Annotated in this window: 22 protein-coding genes; 20 read left to right on the top strand and 2 right to left on the bottom strand. The window is 43.2% G+C overall.

Annotated features, from left to right (window positions below; translation table 11 throughout):
• Positions 1 to 51: 51 nt before the first annotated feature.
• From nuoC to E0H79_RS09970, 14 genes are all read left to right on the top strand, one after another.
• Positions 52 to 1839 carry an NADH-quinone oxidoreductase subunit C/D gene (gene nuoC / locus E0H79_RS10035; RefSeq protein WP_004975450.1) on the top strand — a complete coding sequence of 596 codons (1788 nt, stop codon included), beginning with the start codon at positions 52 to 54 and terminating at the stop codon, positions 1837 to 1839.
• A 14-nt stretch (positions 1840 to 1853) separates the two neighbouring features.
• Positions 1854 to 2363 carry an NADH-quinone oxidoreductase subunit NuoE gene (nuoE, locus tag E0H79_RS10030; RefSeq protein WP_004975451.1) on the top strand — a complete coding sequence of 170 codons (510 nt, stop codon included), beginning with the start codon at positions 1854 to 1856 and terminating at the stop codon, positions 2361 to 2363.
• On the top strand, positions 2360 to 3697 hold the full coding sequence (nuoF, locus tag E0H79_RS10025) for an NADH-quinone oxidoreductase subunit NuoF (RefSeq protein WP_004975453.1): 1338 nt from the start codon (positions 2360 to 2362) through the stop codon (positions 3695 to 3697). Before nuoE ends, nuoF begins: the two co-directional genes overlap by 4 nt.
• Before the next feature lie 11 nt (positions 3698 to 3708).
• The gene (nuoG, locus tag E0H79_RS10020; RefSeq protein WP_131261530.1) at positions 3709 to 6393 is read left to right on the top strand and encodes an NADH-quinone oxidoreductase subunit NuoG; all 2685 of its coding nucleotides are present in this window, start codon (positions 3709 to 3711) and stop codon (positions 6391 to 6393) included.
• 3 nt (positions 6394 to 6396) lie between these two features.
• Complete coding sequence (gene nuoH / locus E0H79_RS10015) at positions 6397 to 7416, top strand: NADH-quinone oxidoreductase subunit NuoH (protein ID WP_004975457.1); 1020 nt, start codon at positions 6397 to 6399, stop codon at positions 7414 to 7416.
• 18 nt (positions 7417 to 7434) lie between these two features.
• Positions 7435 to 7977, top strand: coding sequence for an NADH-quinone oxidoreductase subunit NuoI (gene nuoI / locus E0H79_RS10010; protein ID WP_004975460.1), 543 nt, complete (start codon positions 7435 to 7437; stop codon positions 7975 to 7977).
• A complete protein-coding gene (gene nuoJ, locus E0H79_RS10005) occupies positions 7977 to 8495 on the top strand; it encodes an NADH-quinone oxidoreductase subunit J (protein ID WP_171062597.1) in 519 nt (172 codons plus the stop codon). The genes nuoI and nuoJ overlap by 1 nt, the downstream gene beginning before the upstream one ends.
• A complete protein-coding gene (nuoK, locus tag E0H79_RS10000) occupies positions 8495 to 8803 on the top strand; it encodes an NADH-quinone oxidoreductase subunit NuoK (RefSeq protein WP_004975463.1) in 309 nt (102 codons plus the stop codon). The genes nuoJ and nuoK overlap by 1 nt, the downstream gene beginning before the upstream one ends.
• Positions 8800 to 10695 (top strand): NADH-quinone oxidoreductase subunit L, encoded by a 1896-nt coding sequence (gene nuoL / locus E0H79_RS09995; protein ID WP_131261529.1) that lies wholly within the window; start codon positions 8800 to 8802, stop codon positions 10693 to 10695. Before nuoK ends, nuoL begins: the two co-directional genes overlap by 4 nt.
• A gap of 1 nt (position 10696) precedes the next feature.
• A complete protein-coding gene (gene nuoM, locus E0H79_RS09990; RefSeq protein ID WP_004975471.1) occupies positions 10697 to 12310 on the top strand; it encodes an NADH-quinone oxidoreductase subunit M in 1614 nt (537 codons plus the stop codon).
• A gap of 3 nt (positions 12311 to 12313) precedes the next feature.
• Positions 12314 to 13807 carry an NADH-quinone oxidoreductase subunit NuoN gene (gene nuoN, locus E0H79_RS09985; RefSeq protein WP_096901804.1) on the top strand — a complete coding sequence of 498 codons (1494 nt, stop codon included), beginning with the start codon at positions 12314 to 12316 and terminating at the stop codon, positions 13805 to 13807.
• Between the two features lie 126 nt (positions 13808 to 13933).
• Positions 13934 to 14569: a uracil phosphoribosyltransferase gene (gene upp, locus E0H79_RS09980; protein ID WP_019836328.1), complete on the top strand. Its 636-nt coding sequence runs from the start codon at positions 13934 to 13936 to the stop codon at positions 14567 to 14569.
• An 81-nt stretch (positions 14570 to 14650) separates the two neighbouring features.
• A complete protein-coding gene (locus E0H79_RS09975) occupies positions 14651 to 14944 on the top strand; it encodes a cold-shock protein (protein ID WP_131261528.1) in 294 nt (97 codons plus the stop codon).
• An 85-nt stretch (positions 14945 to 15029) separates the two neighbouring features.
• Entirely contained in the window at positions 15030 to 15611 is a 582-nt protein-coding gene (locus E0H79_RS09970; RefSeq protein WP_131261527.1) for a cold shock domain-containing protein, read from the top strand.
• Positions 15612 to 15645: 34 nt separating this feature from the next.
• Here the strand turns inward: E0H79_RS09970 and gigC are convergent, their stop codons facing one another.
• On the bottom strand, positions 15646 to 16527 hold the full coding sequence (gene gigC, locus E0H79_RS09965; RefSeq protein WP_004975482.1) for a LysR family transcriptional regulator GigC: 882 nt from the start codon (positions 16525 to 16527) through the stop codon (positions 15646 to 15648).
• Positions 16528 to 16612: 85 nt separating this feature from the next.
• Between gigC and E0H79_RS09960 the strand changes: the two genes are divergently transcribed.
• On the top strand, positions 16613 to 17374 hold the full coding sequence (locus E0H79_RS09960; RefSeq protein ID WP_131261526.1) for a ferredoxin--NADP reductase: 762 nt from the start codon (positions 16613 to 16615) through the stop codon (positions 17372 to 17374).
• The gene (locus E0H79_RS09955) at positions 17352 to 17939 is read left to right on the top strand and encodes a hypothetical protein (protein ID WP_131261525.1); all 588 of its coding nucleotides are present in this window, start codon (positions 17352 to 17354) and stop codon (positions 17937 to 17939) included. The genes E0H79_RS09960 and E0H79_RS09955 overlap by 23 nt, the downstream gene beginning before the upstream one ends.
• A gap of 238 nt (positions 17940 to 18177) precedes the next feature.
• Here E0H79_RS09955 and E0H79_RS09950 read toward each other — a convergent pair whose 3' ends face one another.
• Positions 18178 to 18600, bottom strand: coding sequence for a hypothetical protein (locus E0H79_RS09950; protein WP_004975486.1), 423 nt, complete (start codon positions 18598 to 18600; stop codon positions 18178 to 18180).
• A 201-nt stretch (positions 18601 to 18801) separates the two neighbouring features.
• Between E0H79_RS09950 and E0H79_RS09945 the strand changes: the two genes are divergently transcribed.
• The 4 genes from E0H79_RS09945 to E0H79_RS15300 all read left to right on the top strand — a co-directional run bounded on the left by E0H79_RS09945 (position 18802) and on the right by E0H79_RS15300 (position 21677).
• Positions 18802 to 19080, top strand: a complete 279-nt coding sequence (locus E0H79_RS09945; protein ID WP_004975487.1) for a hypothetical protein — start codon at positions 18802 to 18804, stop codon at positions 19078 to 19080.
• A gap of 254 nt (positions 19081 to 19334) precedes the next feature.
• The gene (locus E0H79_RS09940) at positions 19335 to 21056 is read left to right on the top strand and encodes a mechanosensitive ion channel (protein WP_131261524.1); all 1722 of its coding nucleotides are present in this window, start codon (positions 19335 to 19337) and stop codon (positions 21054 to 21056) included.
• A 114-nt stretch (positions 21057 to 21170) separates the two neighbouring features.
• The gene (locus E0H79_RS15305; protein ID WP_165492534.1) at positions 21171 to 21341 is read left to right on the top strand and encodes a hypothetical protein; all 171 of its coding nucleotides are present in this window, start codon (positions 21171 to 21173) and stop codon (positions 21339 to 21341) included.
• A 168-nt stretch (positions 21342 to 21509) separates the two neighbouring features.
• Complete coding sequence (locus E0H79_RS15300) at positions 21510 to 21677, top strand: hypothetical protein (protein WP_004975492.1); 168 nt, start codon at positions 21510 to 21512, stop codon at positions 21675 to 21677.
• The last annotated feature ends 48 nt before the right edge of the window (positions 21678 to 21725 follow it).

The following is a 21725-nucleotide window of genomic DNA, read 5'->3' as shown; positions in this document are numbered from 1 at the left end:
GTAGTTGTCGTTTAGGTTGACTGAATTTGTATTAAATAGGAAGCCAAGCCAATGGCTGAAACTGACATTGCTATGCCAGAATCAACTGCAGTTGATTCACGCCCAGCATTTGCAATTGTAGAAGAGCTCAAAACCAAATTTGGTGAGAACTTCTACGTGCAAACGACTTTTGAAGATTTTCCAACAGTCTGGGTTGAGCGCGCACGTGTACAAGAAGTTTTAATGTTCTTGCGTACAGTGTCACGTCCATACGTGATGTTGTTCGACTTGTCTGCGGTAGATGAGCGTTTGCGTACTCACCGCGATGGTCTACCTGCGTCTGACTTTACTGTGTTCTATCACTTGTTATCGCTTGAGCGTAACACGGACATTCGTATTAAAGTTGCGTTGAATGAGAGTGATCTCAACATTCCAACAGCAACCAACATTTGGCCAAATGCCAACTGGTACGAGCGTGAAGCTTACGATATGTTTGGTATCAACTTCGAAGGGCATCCAATGCTTCGTCGTATCTTGTTGCCAACATATTGGGAAGGTCATCCGTTACGCAAAGAGTATTCTGCACGTGCAACGGAATATACACCGTATATGCAGAACCAAGCCAAACAAGACTTCGAGCAAGAACACCTTCGCTTTGTGCCTGAAGATTGGGGCTTAAAGCGCGGTAATAAAGACGAAGACTTCATGTTCCTGAACTTGGGTCCTAACCACCCATCTGCGCACGGTGCGTTCCGTGTAATTTTGCAGTTGGATGGTGAAGAAGTGAAAGACTGTGTGCCAGATATCGGCTATCACCACCGTGGTGTGGAAAAGATGGCTGAGCGTCAAACTTGGCATTCATTCATTCCTTATACAGACCGTGTGGACTACTTGGGTGGTTGTGCGCAAAACATGCCGTATGTCATGGGTGTGGAACAACTGGCAGGCATTACTGTGCCAGACCGCGCACAATGTATCCGTGTCATGATGTCGGAATTGTTCCGTATCAATAACCACTTATTGTTCATTGGTACTGCAATTCAGGATGCGGGCGGTATGACCCCTGTATTCTATATGTTCGCAGACCGTCAAAAAATCTACGATGCGATTGAAGCTATTACGGGTTACCGTATGCATCCAGCATGGTTCCGTATCGGTGGTACCGCACACGACTTACCAAACAACTGGCAACACCTGATTCGTGAAATCTTAGAGTGGATGCCAAAACGTATGAACGAATACTACACTGCGGCATTACGCAACTCGGTATTCATGGGTCGTACGCAAGGTGTAGCGCAGTATGATGCGAAATCTGCCTTGGCTTGGGGTGTGACAGGTACTGGTTTACGTGCAACAGGTATCGACTTTGACGTGCGTAAATACCGTCCATACAGTGGTTATGAAAACTATGACTTCGAAGTACCTGTAGAGTACGAAGGCGATGCTTACGCTCGTGTACTGGTTCACTTCCGTGAAATCGAAGAGTCATTGAAAATCATCAAACAATGTCTAGATAACATGCCATCTGGTCCATATAAAGCAGACCATCCATTGGCTGTTCCACCACCAAAAGACAAGACATTACAAGATATTGAAACCCTGATTACGCACTTCTTAAGCGTGTCTTGGGGTCCTGTAATGCCTGCTGGTGAAGCATCTGTAATGGCAGAAGTGGTGAAAGGTGCATCGAATTACTACTTGACTTCAGATAAGTCAACGATGAGTTACCGTACCCGTATTCGTACACCAACTTTCACGCATTTACAGCAAATGCCTTCTGTGATTAACGGCAGTCTGGTATCTGACTTAATCATTTATTTAGCGACCATTGACGTCGTAATGGCAGACGTGGATCGCTAAGGGGTAAACGCATTATGATGATTTTGACTGATAAAAAGCCACGTGTGAATGTTGAAGGGATTTTGACTGCGGAAGAAATCCATGAAATTGAACATCACATTGGTCATTATCCGTACCCACGTGCAGCATCTTTAGATGCCTTGAAGTGTGTACAGCGCCGTAATGGCTGGGTAGATGATGCGCAGCTCAATGCGATTGCACAGCTTCTAACCATCAGCGTTGCTGATTTAGAAGGTGTCGCAACATTCTATAACCGTATTTATCGCCAGCCTGTAGGTCGTCACGTGATTTTATTGTGTGACTCGATTGCATGCTTTTTGATGGGTGCAGAAACACTGGCAGAAGCATTCCAGCGTGAATTAGGCATTCAGTTTGGTCAAACGACTGCAGATGGTCGTTTCACGTTATTGCCAATTTGCTGTTTAGGAAATTGCGATAAGGGTCCAACCTTGATGATTGATGAAGATACTCACGGTTTAGTTGAGGTGACATCGGTGCAACAGTTATTGGAGAAGTATGTATGAATACCGAACCAAGACCAATTTATGGTGACGGTAACCCAGAAACGCATCCATTAACTTGGCGTTTAAGCAAGCAAGAGCACGTGCGTAATGCAGATGATTACGAAGCACTAGAAGGTTATGCAGGCTTTAAGAAAGCGATTTCTATGCCGCCTAAAGATGTGCTTGAAGTCATTAAAGCTGCGACAGTAAAAGGTCGTGGTGGTGCAGGCTTCCCAGCAGGGATCAAATGGTCACTGATGGCGCCAAACGACAATTCAGGTCCACGTTACCTGATTTGTAATGCCGATGAGATGGAACCGGGTACTTTCAAAGACCGTTTGTTGATGGAAAAACTTCCACACCAACTGATTGAAGGTATGCTGATTGCTGCGTACACGCTTGAAGCTACCCACGGCTATATCTTTATTCGTGGCGAATACATCGAAGCTGCACAGTACTTAAATGAAGCGATTGAGCAAATTCGTGCCAAAGGTTATTTGGGCGAAAACATTTTAGGTACCAACTGGGGCTTTGAGCTATACGTGCATACAGGCGCAGGTCGTTATATCTGTGGTGAAGAAACCGCATTGATTAACTCGCTTGAAGGTCGCCGTGCTAACCCACGTACTAAACCACCATTCCCGCAAGTTGCAGGGGCATGGGGTCGTCCAACGATTGTCAACAACGTAGAAACCTATAACAACTTACCTGCAATCATGTTGCGTGGTGCAGAGTGGTATATCGGTTTATCTGCAGGTAAATCGAAAGACCCTGGCACAAAAATTTACGGTGCTTCTGGTAAGGTGAAATTCCCAGGTCTATGGGAGCTTCCATTTGGTACGACTGCACGTGAAGTAATTGAAGACTATGCGGGTGGCATGCGTGATGGCTTGAAGCTAAAAGCATGGTTACCGGGTGGTGCATCTACCGACTTCTTGGCAGCAGAACACATTGACTTGCCTATGGATGCAGAAAGCATCATGAAGGCAGGTTCACGTTTAGGCACGTGTTTGCTTATGGTGGTCGATGAAACCCAATGTATGGTTTCTGCAACCCGTAACTTAGAAGAATTCTTTGCGCGCGAATCATGTGGTTTCTGTACCCCATGTCGTGATGGTTTACCGTGGGCTGTAAAAGCACTCAAAGCAATTGAAAATGGCGAAGGGAAAGAAGAAGACATTCAACATCTTCAAGAACTCACCAAAAAATTGTGGATTGGTAAGACCTTCTGTGCTCACGCACCAGGTGCGATGGAGCCATTAATGGGCGCACTCAAATATTTCCGTGGCGAGTTTGAAGCAAAAGTGGCAAATAGCCGTCCTGCTGCTCAAGCTAGCAACGTAGAACAAGCTTAAGGAATTCGACTATGGCTACAATTCATGTCGATGGAAAATCGTACGAAGTCAATGGCTCGGAAAACTTGCTGCAAGCATGTTTGAGCCTTGGGATCGACATTCCGTACTTTTGTTGGCATCCATCCTTAGGTTCTGTCGGTTCTTGCCGTCAATGTGCCGTGACCCAATATGCGAACCCTGAAGATACTCGTGGTCGCTTGGTGATGTCATGTATGACACCTGCTGCTGACAATACCTATATCTCGATTGAAGACAAGGAAGCAACTGAGTTCCGTGCTTCAATTGTAGAGTTCTTGATGACCAACCACCCACACGACTGTCCAGTCTGTGAAGAAGGTGGTCACTGTCATTTACAAGATATGACTGTAATGACACAGCACGATCGTCGTCGTTACCGCTTTACTAAACGTACTCACTATAACCAAGAGCTTGGTTCGTTCATCGCGCATGAAATGAACCGTTGTATCGCGTGTTATCGTTGCGTGCGTTACTACAAAGACTATGCAGGCGGTACAGACTTTGGTGTCTATGCCAACGCATCACGTGTTTACTTTGGTCGTCCTGAATCGGGTACTTTGGAATCTGAATTCTCAGGTAACTTGACTGAAGTCTGTCCAACAGGTGTATTCACCGACAAAACTCACTCTGCGCGTTATAACCGTAAGTGGGACATGCAGTATGCGCCTAGCGTATGCCAAGGCTGTTCTTCAGGTTGTAACATCTCTCCGGGTGAGCGTTATGGCGAATTGCGTCGTGTAGAAAACCGCTTTAACGGTGAAGTCAACCAATACTTCCTATGCGATAAAGGTCGATTCGGTACAGGTTATGTGAACCGTGAAGATCGTCCACGTCAGCCTCAGTTCCGTAACGGTGCGAGCGTAGAAACCGTTTCTGTAGATGCTGCACTTGATACGATTATTGCCAAAGTTCAAGGCAAAAAAGTTTTGGGTATTGGTTCACCGCGTGCATCGCTTGAATCAAACTTTGCTTTGCGTGAGTTGGTTGGCCAAGACAACTACTCAACAGGTTTATCGCAAAAAGAGCAAAACTTGGTTGAACTTGCAGCTTCAATCATGCAAACCGAAGGGATTTACAACCCGGGTATGCGTGAAATTGAAGACTACGATGCTGTGTTAATTTTGGGTGAAGATTTAACCCAAACTGCACCACGTATGGCGTTGTCTGTTCGTCAAGCGGCGAAAAACAAAGCCAAAGAAATGGCGGCAGAGCGTCGTACGCCAGATTGGTTGGCTGAACCTGTGCAACGTATTGCGCAAGATGCAAAATCACCAATTTACATTTTGGCTGCAACGCAAACTCGTTTAGCTGATGTCGCAACAGGTGAAGTGGTTGCTTCTCCAAATGATATCGCACGTTTAGGTTTTGCCATTGCTGCTGCGGTTGCAGGTGACGTGATCACAGGTTTAGATGACGATGCGAAAGCATTTGCACAAACCATTGCTGACACGTTAAAAGCTGCGAAAAAACCATTGGTGATTTCAGGTACAAGCTTACTAGACGCTGCCATTATGGAAGCGGCTGCACAAGTGGCACAAAACTTGGGTGAAAACGCAGGTTTAAGCTTAACTGTGCCAGAAGTGAACTCAATGGGCTTGGCTATATTTGGTGGGCAAAGCTTAGAGCAAGCATTTGCACAAGATTATGATGCTGTGATTGTGGTTGAAAATGACTTATATCGTCGTTTACCTGCAGTACAAGTCGATGCAGCTTTAGCGAAAGCACAAGATGTCATCGTGCTAGATCATGCTGAAACCGCAACTGTGCAAAAAGCCAATATCGTACTTTCTGCAGCAAGCTTCGCGGAAGGTGATGGTACGGTGGTGAGTCAGGAAGGTCGTGCACAACGCTTCTTCCAAGTTTATGACCCAAGCTACTACAAACCTGAATTGGCGATTAAAGAATCTTGGCGCTGGTTACACGCACTTGAAACAGGCTTAAAAGGCAAAGCAATTGCTTGGACTGTTTTAGATGACGTGATTGAATCTGTAGTGAAGAATGTTCCAGCACTTGAAGCAATTCAAGATGTTGCACCAGATGCAGGTTTCCGTGTACATGGCTTAAAAGTTGCGCGTGAACCACGTCGTTACTCAGGTCGTACCGCTATGCGTGCACCGTTATCCATTCACGAACCAAAACAACCTGTCGATGTAGATTCAGCATTAACATTCTCTATGGAAGGTTATGTGGGTAATCAAACGCCAGCGGCACTTGTACCATTTGCTTGGTCTGCAGGTTGGAACTCGCCACAAGCTTGGAACAAATTCCAAGACAACGTGGGTGGTCACTTAAAAGGTGGTGACGCAGGTATTCGTTTATTCGACCGTTTGGCGAAACGTCCTGCACGTAGCTATGTTGCACCTGCACCAGTACTTGCAAATCCAGACAGCTTCCGTTTAATTCCAATGCATCACATTTTTGCATCGGGGGAATTTACGGTGAAAACTCCTGCAATGGAATCACGTATTCCTGAAGCAGTATTTGCTGTAGGTACGCAGGATGCGCAGCGTTTGAATCTACAAGATGGTCAAACAATTACTGTACAAGCAGGCGAAACATCTATCGTGTTGCCAGTACAAGTGATTGAATATTTACCTACAGGTTATATTGGCTACCCAATTGGTCTTGCACCAACGGTATCTCTTGCAGAGCCTGTTTCAGTCGCGGTAGGAGTGTAATTCATGCAACAAGAATTAATCCGTCAGACGCCGCTGTGGGCTGAGAACTGGCCAATTGCCTATTCAGTCATTCAAGCGATTGTCATCTTACTGGTTGTGGTATTGATTGCTGCACTCATGTCTTTTATTGAGCGTCGTTTACTGGGCTTATGGCAAGACCGTTATGGTCCGAACCGTGTAGGTCCAGGCGGTATGTTCCAGATTGTTGCCGACATGCTGAAAATCATGTTCAAAGAAGACTGGACACCAAAATTTGCCGACAAACTTACGTTCCGTATGGCACCAGCAGTTGCAATGGCAACTGCGGTACTGTCGTTCATGGTTATTCCTGTATCACCTTATTTAGGTGTGGCAGACATGAGCATTGGCCTGTTGTTCTTTATGGCAATGGCAGGTATCGCAGTGTATGCGGTGTTATTTGGTGGTTGGTCATCAAACAACAAATACGCATTGCTTGGTGGTTTACGTTCAGCCGCTCAAACCATTTCTTATGAAGTGTTCTTGGGTATTTCACTCATGGGTGTGGTTGCTATTGCAGGCTCATTCAACATGCGTGAAATTGTTGAAGCGCAACGTGATGTTTGGTTTGTGATTCCACAATTCTTAGGTTTCTTGATTTTCGTGGTTGCAGGCGTTGCGGTAACTCACCGTCACCCATTTGACCAACCAGAAGCAGAACAAGAATTGGCTGAAGGTTATCACGTCGAATATGGCGGTATGAAGTGGGGGATGTTCTTCGTTGCAGAATATGTCAACGTGGTACTGATCTCTGCGCTTATCGTGACTCTATTCTTCGGTGGATGGCTAGCGCCGTTTAACCTTGAAATTCCATTCATTCCAGCAGCTTTCTGGTTCATTATCAAAACAGCATTCTTTGTGATGATGTTTGTCTTGGCTCGTGGTTCTTTAATGCGTCCACGTTATGACCAAGTGATGAACTTTGGTTGGAAAATTTGCTTGCCATTGGCGCTTGTTAACCTTTTGGTAACTGGTGCTGTGATTCTTATGAATCATTCGGCCTAAGACAGCAGGGAGAACAATATGTTTAAGTTTCTAGCTGGGTTTGGGTCAATTGTACGTTCACTGTGGATGGTTTTCTCACACGTGACACGTAAACGTGACACCATTTTGTATCCGGAAGTACCAGCCGAAGAAATTGTACCTCCACGCTTCCGTGGTCGTATTGTGTTAACACGCGATCCAGATGGCGAAGAGCGTTGTGTAGCATGTAACCTCTGTGCAGTTGCCTGTCCAGTTGGTTGTATTTCACTGCAAAAAGCAGAACAGGAAGATGGTCGTTGGTACCCAGAGTTTTTCCGTATCAACTTCTCACGCTGTATTTTCTGCGGTATGTGTGAAGAAGCATGTCCAACGACTGCAATTCAGTTAACACCTGACTTTGAGTTAGGTGAATATGTGCGTCAAGACTTGGTGTATGAGAAAGAACACTTACTCATTTCAGGTCCTGGTAAATATCCTGACTACAACTTCTACCGTGTAACGGGTATGGCTGTTACAGGTAAAGACAAAGGTCAAGCGCAACGTGAAAGCGCACCTATTGATGTACGGAGTCTATTACCATGATGTGGCCGTTTTATTTGATGGCACTCGTGGCCATTGTTTCTACGGTTCGTGTAGTGACTAACGCGAACCCAGTACATGCTTTATTAAGCTTGATCGTGTCATTACTTGCGGTTGCAGGCATGTTCATGATCGTGGGTGCACCATTTGCTGGCGCCTTGGAAATCATTGTTTATGCGGGTGCGATCATGGTCTTGTTCGTATTCGTGGTGATGATGCTCAACCTTGGTCAGCAAACTGTTGAGCAAGAGCGTAAATGGTTGACTTCATCAACTTGGGCATACCCAGCTTTGATGAGCTTCCTAATTGGTTTGGTTTTAGTGTGGTCATTAAGCTCAGACTACACTGCACCAAGCGCGCTTATGGGCACCGAAATGGTGGGTCCAAAAGCAGTGGGTCAAGCACTCTTTACTCAGTACTTATTGTTGGTTGAAGTTGCCGCAATGTTATTACTTGCAGCTTTGGTTGCAGGCTTCCACATCGGTAAACGTGAACCAAGTGCAGAAGAGGAAAAAGAATAATGGGCAACATCCCTTTAGAACATGGTTTGATTGTCGCGACCATTCTTTTTGCACTCGGTTTTTACGGTGTGATGGTGCGACGCAACCTACTATTTATTTTAATGGGCCTTGAAATCATGATGAACGCTGCGGCATTGGCGTTTGTTTTGGCTGGTAGTGCATGGGTACAACCAGATGGTCAGATCATGTTTATCTTGATCTTGACACTTGCTGCGGCAGAGGCGTGTATCGGTCTTGCGATCGTCCTTCAGTTCTATCATCGCTTCCATCATTTGGATGTGGATGCTGCTAGTGAGATGCGCGGATGAGTTATTTATATCTAACAGTATTGTTTCCGCTCATTGGTTTTATCCTTTTAGCGGCAGGGCGTAACAACTTACCTGAAAAAGTTGCTGCGATTATTGGCGTAGGTTCAGTGGGTCTGTCTGCATTATTTGCGCTAATTGCAGGCATGGACTTTGTGAACAACGGTTCGGTTGCAACGACTCAACATTTATGGACTTGGTTCAATGTGGGTGGTTTTGCACCTGCGTTTAGCTTGCACTTAGACGGTTTATCTTTGCTCATGCTGGGCATGATTACAGGCGTGGGTTTCTTAATTCACATCTTTGCATCATGGTATATGCGTGGTGAAGAAGACTTTGCACGTTTCTTCTCTTACTTCAACTTGTTCGTTGCGAGCATGTTGTTGTTGGTACTTGGCGATAACTTGGCGTTATTGTTCCTAGGTTGGGAAGGTGTAGGTTTGTGCTCTTACTTGCTGATTGGTTATTACTACCAAAACCCTGCAAACGGTTTTGCAGCAATCAAAGCATTTACCGTAACACGTGTGGGTGACGTTTTCCTACTGATCGCGTTGTTCTTGTTGTATCAACAATTTGGTACGTTGAACACACAATACATCGTAGAAAATGCAGCCAATGTAATGACTCAAAGCTCGTCGATCACCATTTGGACAGCGTTAATGTTGTTCTTGGGTGCTGCGGGTAAATCTGCACAAATTCCGTTGCAAACTTGGTTAGCCGATGCGATGGCAGGTCCTACACCTGTATCTGCATTAATCCACGCTGCAACCATGGTAACTGCGGGTGTTTACTTATGCTGCCGTATGTTCAGCGTATTTGAACTTGCACCTGAAGTGATGTTATTCATTTCAATTACAGGTGCTGTGACCTTGCTAGTTGCTGGTTTTGCAGCATTGGTTCAAACCGACATCAAACGTATCTTGGCTTACTCAACTATGAGTCAGCTGGGTTATATGTTTATGGCAGTTGGTGCAGAAGCATACCAAGCGGGTCTATTCCACATGTTAACTCACGCATTCTTCAAGGCATTATTATTCTTGTCTTCTGGTGCGGTGATTTTGGCTTACCATCACGAACAAAACATTTTCAAAATGGGTGGCTTGTTCTACAAGAACAAATTCCTGTTTGCATGTTTCGCGATTGGTGGCGGTGCATTGGCAGCGATTCCATTCTTGACCATTGGTTTCTTCTCAAAAGACGCTATTTTGGCAGCAGTTTGGACGCAAAGTCATATCGCAGGTATTCCGCTATATAACACCTTATATTGGGTGGGTGTAGCAGGTGCATTCTTAACGTCAATTTATACATTCCGCTTAATTTGGGTTGTATTCTTTGGTAAAGAAAACACACCGTATCACGAGATCAAAGGCGCAACTTACTGGTTCCCATTGGCAGTGCTTGCAGTACTTTCAACTGGTTTAGCGATTGTATTAAAAGCACCAGTGATGAGCATTCTTGATGCTGCAAAAATCCCAGCATTTGTGATTCCTGAAGCATTAGAAGCAGGTGCACATGGTGCAGAGTATGTTGCAATTGGCGTGGCTTTGGCTGGTTTAGCTGTAGGCGTGGTGTTATTTGCCTTTGCTTACAACGCTGTAAAAGGTTTCGCGCAAACTTCATTGGGTGCGGGTCTTGCCAATATTTGCCGTAATGCACTTGGTTTCGATGCGTTGTATGACATCGTATTTGTAAAACCATACTTGCTGATTGCCAAACTATTAGGTCGTGATCCAGTGGATGGTATGTGGTTAGTACTGCCTGCACTGGTGAAAGGTGGTCATAGCTTCACAAGTTCACGTCAAACTGGTTCATTACGTGAGTACGCATCGAGTATGGCACTTGGTGTGGTGGTCTTACTAATGATCTTGATCGTGATTCAGGTCGTGGGGAAATAAGATGGATACTCCAAACAATTTAATTCTACCCGCGCTGATCCTTGTTCCGTTCATTGCAGGTTTTATTTGCTGGTTGGTCGATAAACTCGACGATAAATTACCGCGTTACATTGCTTTAGTGGGCATGCTCGTTACTTTGGGCTTAACTGTCGCATTGTGGCAAGGTGCTAGCTATAACTATGAATTAGGCGCTCAAGTTCCAACTTGGTCGGCTGAATTTATGTTGCCTTGGATTCAAACCCTAGGCATCAACATTCACTTAGCGGTGGATGGCTTATCTTTACTCATGGTGGGTTTAACCGCATTACTGGGTATTTTAGCGGTAGGCTGTTCATTTGGTGAGATTCAAAAGAACGTCGGTTTCTTCCACCTTAACCTTTTATGGTCTTTGGGTGGGGTAATTGGTGTATTCCTTGCGATTGACTTGTTCCTGTTCTTCTTCTTCTGGGAGATGATGCTTGTACCAATCTACTTCCTGATTGCGTTATGGGGTCATAAAGGTTCAAATGGTCGTTCACGTGTTTACGCTGCAACCAAATTCTTTATCTATACGCAAGTTGCTGGTTTAATCATGTTGATTGGTATCTTAGGTCTAGTGATCTACGGATACATGATGTCAGGTACAATTTCATTCAACTACAACTATTTATTGGCTGTAGCGAATACACTTGACGCACAATTACCAGCAGTCGCTTATGCCTTCATGATCTGTTTATTCATCGGTTTTGCGGTAAAACTTCCAGTTTTCCCATTACACGGTTGGTTACCAGATGCACACGCACAAGCGCCTACAGCGGGTTCTGTCGACCTTGCAGGTATTTTGATTAAAACTGCGGCATACGGTTTATTACGTTTCGTGATTCCATTCTTCCCAGCGGCTTCTGCTCAGTTTGCAGACATCGCCATTATTTTGGGTTTAATTGGTGTGTTCTACGGCGCGTGGTGTGCTTTCCAGCAAACCGATATGAAGCGTTTACTTGCCTATACCTCAATTTCGCACATGGGCTTCGTATTACTTGCAATTTATGCAGGTAATATCCTGACTTACCAAGGCTTAATGATCATGATGTTGGCACATGGCTTGTCATCTGCAGCTCTGTTCATTATGTGTGGTCAAATTTACGAGCGCGTACATACACGTGACATGCGTTTAATGGGCGGTATTCGTGGTCAATTCCAATACCTTTCATTCTTCCTCATGTTCTTTGTGGCTGCGTTAGTCGGTATTCCTGGTTTAGGTAACTTTATTGGTGAATTCCTGATTTTGATGGGTTCATTTGAACAGTTCCCAGCCTTCACAATTATTGCGGCAATCAGCTTAGTTTTTGCAGGTGTTTACGGTTTAATCCTGATTCACAAAGCTTTGTTTGGTGTACCAAATGAAGAGCAAAAACAGCACTATGCAAATCCGTTAAAAGATTTAAATGCACGTGAAGTTGTGATTCTTTCAATTTGTGCGCTGGGTCTAGTATGGCTTGGTCTGTATCCACAAACCTTCCTTGATATTTCAAATTCAAGTATGGCGTGGTTAGCAAATAGCTACATCCCAGTTCAAGAAGTAGTTGAAGTTACGCAAGAAGTAACAGCTCAACTCGAAAATGTGGAGATCCAATAAGCCATGAACTTCACAATGTCATTTTCTGAGCTTATGCCTTTAGCTCCTGTGATGATCGTGGCTTTAACTGCGATTGTCGTGATGATCCTTACTGCAATTAAGCGTAACCATAACTTAATTGCTACAGCATCAGTGGTGGGCTTGAACCTCGCTGCGGCTTACCTTTTACTCATGATGTTTGGTGGGAACTTTGCTCCTGCCAGCGTGATGGGTATGTTTATGATTGATCCGTTCACCTTGTTATATCAACTGGTGATTCTGATCGCAGCATTGGCATGTTCTACTTTGTCTCATGCTTATATTGAGACCTATAAAGACAACCGCGAAGAACTTTACATCTTGATGTTATGTTCTGTAGCGGGTGCTATGTTGATGGTGTCAAGTTCGCACTATGCATCGTTCTTCATTAGCCTTGAGTTAATGTCAATTCCTGTTTATGGCTTATTGGCATATACCCACCAGCGTTCTAAATCTTTAGAAGCGGGCGTGAAGTACTTAGTATTGTCTGCAACTGCATCAGCAATGTTGCTTATGGGTATGGCGTACATTTATGCGTACACAGGTTCATTGTCGTTCTATGACTCTGTTCAAGCATTAATGCAAAATATCCAACAGCCATTGGTGATTTTAGGTCTAGGCTTAATTGTCTTTGCTGTGGCATTTAAACTGTCTTTGGCACCATTCCACAAATGGACACCAGACGTTTATGACGGTGCGCCTGCACCAATCGCAACCTTCCTTGCGACTGCAGCGAAAGTAGCAACCATTGGTTTGTTCGTGCGTTACATTTTGGGTTCAGGGGCAATCCTGATCGACTCGATTGTAACTATCATGACCATTATTGCCGTGCTTTCAATTTTGGTGGGTAACTTCCTTGCTGTACGTCAAGTGAACTTGAAACGTATTTTGGCTTACTCATCAATTGCACACTTTGGTTATTTGTTGATTGGTTTGATCAGCATGACTTATGCAAGCTTGGGTAATGTCAGCGTTTATGTGATTACTTATGTCTTAACCACTATTGGTGCGTTTGGTGCAGTCGCATTAATGTCTAGCCCGTATAACAACGTAGCTGAAGCAGAAAGCTTGGCTGACTACCGTGGTTTGTTCTGGCGTCGTCCAGTATTGACTGCTGTCTTAACCGTGATGATGCTTTCTCTTGCAGGTATTCCATTAACTGCAGGCTTCATTGGTAAGTTCTTGGTGGTGATGGCTGCGGTAACGACTCAGCACTGGTTCTTAGCTGCGATGATCATCGTAGGTTCAGGTATTGGTTTGTACTACTACTTGCGCGTTATGGTGGTGATGTATATGACACCGCCAGATGAACCAAAAATGGACGCTGTTGATCATTGGGGCCAAAAAGTGGGCGGTATTATGGTATTGGTTGCAGCTTTAGCGGTATTGGTGATTGGTGTTTATCCAGACCCAATTATCAAAATGGCACTTGAAGCTGAAATTTTGTCACCCATCCATTTCATGCTGTCACAGCAATAATTTGAAAGAAGTTTAACTTTCAGTCAAAAAGCCTTCATAAATTGAAGGCTTTTTGGTTTATATACACAATAAAAACAGCATATAATAAAAGGATATTTGCTTTTCTTTCCTTTTAGGTGTTCTCCCGTGGCTATTCATGAAATCCGTCATCCACTTATTCGTCATAAATTAGGGCTATTACGTCGTGCAGACATCAGCACCAAAAACTTCCGTGAATTAGCACAAGAAGTGACCATGTTGCTGACTTATGAGGCGACTAAAGATTTGCCAGTGGTCGAGCACGAAATTGCGGGTTGGAATGGTGCAGTCACTGTAGACCGTATTGCGGGTAAAAAAATTACGGTTGTGCCAATTTTACGTGCAGGTATTGGCATGTTAGATGGTTTCTTGAACCTGATTCCAAGTGCCAAAGTGTCTGTACTTGGCTTGGAACGCGATGAAGAAACTTTAGAAGCGCGTACGTACTACAAAAAATTAGTACCAGATGTACAAAACCGTATTGCGATGATTATTGACCCTATGCTTGCCACAGGTTCATCTTTAGTGGCAGCGATTGATTTGCTCAAAGCCAGTGGTTGTAAAGACATTCGTGTGATGGTTTTGGTTGCAGCGCCAGAAGGCATTCAACGTGTAGAAGCCGCGCACCCAGATGTGGTGATCTTTACTGCATCGGTTGATGAAGGTTTAAACCAAGATGGTTATATTGTGCCTGGCCTGGGTGATGCAGGCGATAAAATTTTTGGTTCAGTCCAAAAAGATTAAGCTGAATGTTGGTAAAAAAGAGGCATTAACTGTCTCTTTTTTATATACTCACATATAGTGCAGCTCGTAAAAGGTTAAGCCATGAAATCTGAACAATATCAAGGGAAAATCAAACAATACAATGCCGAAAAAGGCTATGGATTTATTGTCGCACCTGAAGGTGAAGTGTTTTTCCATATCTCGGATTTTTCTGCGGCTGAAGGCGATCCAAAGCGCAATGATCGGGTTAAATTTAATGTGGTTCAAAATGGTGATCGTTATAAAGCCATTAATATTGAACCTGTAGAAGATAAATCCAAAAAAGCGAAAAAGGCCAAAGCGGTTGCTGCAAATACCTCGATTACGTCTGCATTGTTATCGAACTTAAAGGGTTAATTTTAAATATTTTCATGAATAGAAAGGGGCATTTCAGTCTCTTTTTTTATACAATAATCAAAAACTAACGTGTAAAGAGTAATTTATGTTTTTAGAAGGGAAAATAAAAACTTATAACGAAGAACGAGGCTTTGGTTTTATTCAAATAGAAGGAGAGCCAAAAGATTTGTTTTTTCATATTAAAGATTTTCCCAATAAAAATCTGCCACCAAAAGTGGGAGAAAATCTAAAATTTCGTAAAGTAGAAGAAAATGGCAAGTTCAAAGCAGATAATATCGTCCGTCTAGATATTAAGGTTGCAGTCGAAAGGCATACGCCTCAATCAAGGGCAATTCATACGACAAAGCAGAATCATAAAAGACAGCAGAAGTCTGAAAATAACTCATCCAATTTTGTTAATTATATTGGTATATTGATTATATTCGGCTTGGCTTATGCAGTATTTAATAAGTACCAAGCTTGGCAAAATAGTCAGCCTGAAGCTTTATCAGTACAAAAAGTAGTAGAAGTTCCTGTTGTTGAACAGAACTTTACTTGTGATGGGCGTGAGCACTGTAGTCAAATGACGTCTTACGAAGAAGCATTATTCTTTATACGAAATTGTCCAAATACTAAAATGGACGGTGATGGTGACGGCATACCGTGTGAGAGTCAGTTTAATCGCTAAAAAAAGAGTACCATCATCGGTACTCTTTTATAAACTATTTCGCGTCGCAAAACTTCATAAATGCCTTTAAGCCAGGCCCTTGGTATTTCTGACGATGCACCAACATGAATAACGGGCGCGTCAGTTGCCAGAAAGGTGTATCTAAAATCACCAATTGACCTTTTTCTAGTAAAGGTTCAATCGCCAATCGTGAAATACACGACATACCAATTCCACCTGCGACAATTTTTAAAATCGCTTCGTTATGACCCAAAGTTAAACGAATATTGGCATCAGGCAGGTCTTTTAAAATTGCATTGTCAAATACTTCACGGGTACCTGAACCTTCTTCACGTAAAATCCACTCGGCATCTTCAAAATCTGCAATGCTTAAGGCACGGTTTAACTGCGCTAGAGGATGACTTGGCGCACAGCACACTGCGAGCTCATCATCACGCCAATGAATACATTGGAGTTGTGGTAAGTGACAAGAGCCTTCTATCAAGGCTAAATCTAGCTGAAACTGATTCACAGCTTCAATCATTTGGCGGGTATTGCCCACTTGTAATTGTAAATGCGCCTGTGGTTGAATTTGCAAAAAGTCTGCCATTAAATCAGGCATCAAATAGTCACTAATGGTGAGAGTTGCGCCTAAACGCAAATCGATGCTTTGCAGCTCACCTTTAGCGGCTTGCTCAAATGCTTCACAACGACCCAAAATTTCTAAGGCTTGTGGCAATAAAAAACGACCCAAATCATTTAGTTGTAGACGCTTACCCAAACGGTCAAACAGTGGAGCACCCAAGCCATCTTCCAAATCTGCTAAGGCCATGCTTGCAGCACTTTGGGTGAGCTTAACGGCATCACTGGCTTTGGTTACTGTCCCTTCTTGGGCAACTGCTACAAAAACCGCCAACTGGCGTAAAGTCATGCGCATGAATCAAGCCTTAACATTTAAAAAATATTCATAAATTACCCCGACATGCTAACATGAGCACAGTCTTTCATGCCACGCTCAAATCATGTCAATTGAAAAATTTACTTTAGAAAAAGTGCTTTCGGTTCATCGTTGGACCAACACCTTGTTTAGCTTCACCATGACTCGTCCTGCGCACTTTAAATTTACCGCAGGGCAGTTTGCACGTATCGGGTTAAAAGTGGATGATGAATTGGTGGTACGTGCTTATTCGGTGGTGTCATCACCCTTTGATGAAACTTTAGAGTTTTTTTCAATTGTCGTGCCAGATGGTGCGTTTACTTCTAACTTGCAGTACCTTCAAGTGGGCGATGAGCTGTACTTGGAAAAAATCCCGTATGGTTTTTTGACCTTGGCGCGTTATCAATTGCCTGCGCCACACGATTTATGGTTACTGGCCACAGGTACAGGTCTTGCACCGTTTTTATCCATGCTGCAAGATTTTGAAACATGGACAAAATATCAACATATTTATTTGGTTTATAGCGTGCGCAGCGCAGCCGAATTGGCTTATGTCGATAAAATTCAAGAAATTGCCGAAACTTTTGGCGAAGGGCATTCGGGCTTTAAATTTATCCCAATTGTCACCCGCGACCCGCATGCTGCTTTGCATGATCGTTTACCTGTATTAATTGCTAATGGCGAATTGGAACAGGCTGCAGGCAGTGTACTCAACCCTGAAACCAGTCATGTGATGTTATGCGGTAACCCTGCCATGGTCGATGACACCAAAGAAGCCTTAAAAGCGCGTGGTTTAAGCATGAACCGCCGCGGGGAAGGTAATATTGCAGTTGAAAATTATTGGTGAGGATGTGATACAACTATTCAAATATCAACTGTTTAAATGTATAGCCAGTGCAGGGCTGATGTTTGCAGTCGCACAAACCGTACAGGCTGAAACGGTGGAAACTCAGGTCGCTGTGCAAGACCATGTGCTCATTTATGATGGGCCACTTAGCCCTGAAGCCAATGCACGTGCAGCGGAATTACTTAAACAGTCAGATAAAATTGATACCTTAAAAATCAACAGTCGGGGTGGCGAGATCGGCTTAGGTATTGATTTGGGCAATTTGGTCTTTGACCATCAACTGAATGTAGAAGTTGCGCAGTATTGCTTTTCTTCTTGTGCCAATTATGTGTTTCCTGCGGGCAAAGTAAAATATTTAAACTTGCGTAGTCAGTTGGGTTGGCATGGTGGCAGTTTGCAAAAAATGCAATTTGAAAGTGCCGAAATGGAACAAATGTATAATGAATATATTGGCCCAATCCGTGCAAAGGAAACCGCTTTTTTTCAGAAAATTAAAGTTCAGCAAAGCTCAACCATTGCAGGGCAGACTCCTGAATATGAAAAATATCAAGCGCTATACATCTAAGAAAATGCGAAGTTTTGGCATAGATCAGGTGCGTTTTAAGCAGGTTTTGTGGCTGCCTAAATCGAGTTTTGAAAATAAATGTATTTTCACAATTCGCTAAAAATTGGTTGTTGAGGTGATCTTCACCATTCATATAAAAACCTCATCTACAACGCTGCAGATGAGGTTTTTGCTTGGTGCGATTCAATTTTGAAAGCAACTTTTGAACGCAATGCTTGAAAGTGACTCTTCAAAGAAATTAGTGCACAAACATATCCATATATTCGCGGATTTCCTGAATCGCGCTATCGACATCGCTACTTAGCCAAGTCGGTTCAAAAAAACCTGCATAATGCTCTAAGCGCTCTTGAGGAACCACCAAACGCACAGGACATTCTTCTTCAAGTAAGCGCCACGGTAAAATTGGCACTTCATTATCCAGAAATGCAGCAATGTTGCGAATATCAATGATCATGGCATTCACACAATCTGGAAATGGCATGACCGAAAATTCTTCGGTACGACGACGGAAATATTCCAAATCGCCCCATTTGAGCAGATAGCTGGGCTTGCTAAATTCAATAATACCAATGAGATGCCCATCACGGGTATAGTGCAAGGCACATTGATGAGTGACGTCAGTGTCAAGATCAAGCGATACACTTTGTTGACGATACGCCATAAAGTTCAAAGTACACAAAAAAACGGTACGTGATTATAGCGCATTTCCCCGTGAGAGGCAGCTTTGTCGATATTGGGCAACATAGGTGGTACTTGAGGTATATTACATCTTTTCACCATCTTGCTATGTATTGTCACACAATAAGCGTGAGGAGCTTGTTAGTATGAAAATTCATCAGATAAATACATAAGTGAGGGGAACATGCCGCATGATTTCAATAAACCACCTCATGTAAACTCAGCTGAAGACATTAAGCGAAAAAAACGTATTCCAGTCTATATGCTTCTACTGGTGGGAATCTTTTTATTGGCATTGCTGATTTACATGATGGCGGATCGCAATCCGAGTCCGAGCGAAGCACCTCCTGGACATCCTAATCCAACCGTACAACAAGCAACGCCAAATAGCACGACAACGGGCACAGCTGGAGATGAAGCACGTGCAGAGGACAGCAATACTGCAACAGCAACAGATCGATAGTTTAGCCTAAGCGTCAAAAAATCGTATTTACAAATTCAGCCTTGCCTAGATGCAGGGCTTTTTTGTGGATTTTCGCAAGGTTTATTATCCCTCCTTTGTAGAATTGTTGCGATTCTGCATCCCAAGGTTGAATAAAAAATATGCAAATTCTATGGTGGGTAGAGCTTTACTCAATAATTTGAATCGATAAAAAGCAGTTTTGCGCCGTGGTGCAAACCTAAAAATGAATCTAATCACCATGAGGATTAAACAAGATGAATGATTATTTTAATGGGAACCTGCATGGCAGAGCTTTTGATGCCATGTATTATTGGGAGCAATTTCAACCCATTTTAGCTGCAGTCGCAATTTTACTTGTCGGGTGGGTGATTGCATTATTGGTCGCGGGTGGAATTAAAAAGGTTCTACAAAAATTAGGCACCGATCAAAAATTATCAAATGCAACGGGGCATCGTTCAAATATTGAAGTGATTGTGTCACGGGTCGTGTTTTGGGTAATTTTAATTATTGCAGTCATTGGTGCGTTGAACGTGTTGAATCTGACCAGTGTCAGTGGGCCATTCAGTAATATGATTCAGCAGTTCTTATTGTTTATTCCTTCTTTACTGGCTGCTGTTGCTGTTGGTTTTATTGGTTGGATTTTGGCAAATCTGGTTAAAGTGGGGATGCAAAAACTGTTGGCACGTACTCAGTTGGATGAAAAACTCAGTGCCGATGTCGGTGTGAGTGGTTTAAGTCAAAATATCAGTGAAATTGTTTATTGGCTGATTTTATTGCTGTTCTTGCCAATTGTGCTGTCAATTTTAGGCTTAAACGGTCTGTTGTTCCCTGTGCAAAACATGGTGAATGAAGTTGTGCTGTATTTACCGAACATCTTCATTGCAGGCGTGATTGTTTTTGTAGGATACATTCTGGCAAAAATTGTTCGTGGCATTGTCGAAGGTTTATTGGGTAGCTTGAATATTCAACAGCATGCTGAAAAAGTTGGCATCTTCAAAAATTCAAATTTACCTAAATTACTCGGTTCGTTTGTTTTCGCCTTGGTGATCATCACAGCCTTGATTATTGGTTTTGAGGCACTTGGCATTGAAGCTATTTCTCAGCCTGCGACTGCCATGTTGTATGAAATTATGAATGCGATCCCGCATATTATTGCGGCAGGTCTGATTCTTATTTTGGCTTATGTGGTGTCGCGTTTTGTAGCCAATATTGTGGTGGAAGTGGTTGCAGGCACAGGAGTCGATGATATTCCTGCCAAACTCGACTTACAGCGCTTTTTAGGTACGACTAAAATTTCATGTGTGGTTGGTTATCTGATCGTATTCTTTACCATGCTATTTGCGGTATCTGAAGCGGCGAACCGTTTGGGCTTTGATCAAGTCAGCGGCTTGATTGCCATGTTTATCCAATTTGGTGCAGATATCCTGTTGGGTGCTGTCATTTTGGTGGTGGGTTTCTGGCTTGCGAATTTGGTTGCCAAAGTGGTACAGCGCGGTGAATATAACAGCTCGCGTTGGTTGGCAAACTTAGTCCGTATTTTAATTATGGGCTTGGTGGTTGCCATGGGCTTACGCGCGATGGGTATTGCAGACTCGATTGTGAACTTGGCTTTTGGTTTAACCCTCGGTTCTGTTGCAGTGGCTTTCGCACTTGCCTTTGGTTTAGGTGGTCGTCAACCTGCAGAGCGTGTGTTAACTGATTTGATTGATAAAGCTAAACGTGAGGCAAATCAACCGAATCCTTTGCACAAGACAGAAACGGCAACGTCAGCATCAAGTGTGATGACACCTATTGTATCTGAGCAGCCGCAAGCGTCTGTAAGTGATGTGACTACAACACCTGAAGCGGCAACTGATCATGCAGTGCCAGATACCTTAAAGGTTGATCCTGAACATCCACCTGTAAATAAACCTTTTGGTTCTACAGGTGAAGCAGAACCTGATGTGGATCAAACACCAAATAATGACCCGAAATAACCTGTTCAGCAGTTTCGTTGAATGATTAAGATCGATCAGACCCGTGCTGGTCGATCTTTGTTTTATGGATAGATTTCCCTGAATAGAAAAAATAGGTTGATACAGGAGTGCAGCATGTCAAAACAAGCACCTAATAAATTCTTTGCACCGATTGTGATTGCAGGTATTACCATAGGCTTTTTTGTTGCAGCCTATAAATTTGTTTTTGCCAAGCCAGAAGCCACCGCAAAACCAACTGAAAATGTTGAGAAAAATCATCCAAAAGAGGATAGACCAAGTTCTTAAATTATGTTAAAAATTAATCAACTTTGGCAGGAATGAGCCAAAGACTGATTTGGATAAATCAGATTAATCGCTTGGAAAGCTTGATGAGGGTTTAAGGGAAAAATAAAAACTTGGGTTTTAACCAAGCTGAAATATTTGAGTCTTAAAATTCGCGCAAGGATGACAATAATGAGAGAAATCAATATGCTAAACAAATTACGTATCAGTTTAAAAGTTCAAGTGGCAAATTCGTTACCTATGCATCAACAAAATGCGGTGCTTAAAATGCAGCAAACTGAATCACGTTTGGCAAATACGCCAAAATTGGTATTATTTCGTACCGATTATTTAGAATAAAATAACAGGATTCACGTATTGCTAAGTCTTTATAGTACGTGACGGTGT

Source organism: Acinetobacter sp. ANC 5045, assembly GCF_004331005.1.
In the GTDB taxonomy this organism is placed as follows: domain Bacteria; phylum Pseudomonadota; class Gammaproteobacteria; order Pseudomonadales; family Moraxellaceae; genus Acinetobacter; species Acinetobacter towneri.
Note: the sequence above shows the minus strand (reverse complement) of the source record. Positions and strands in the feature narration are given on the sequence as shown.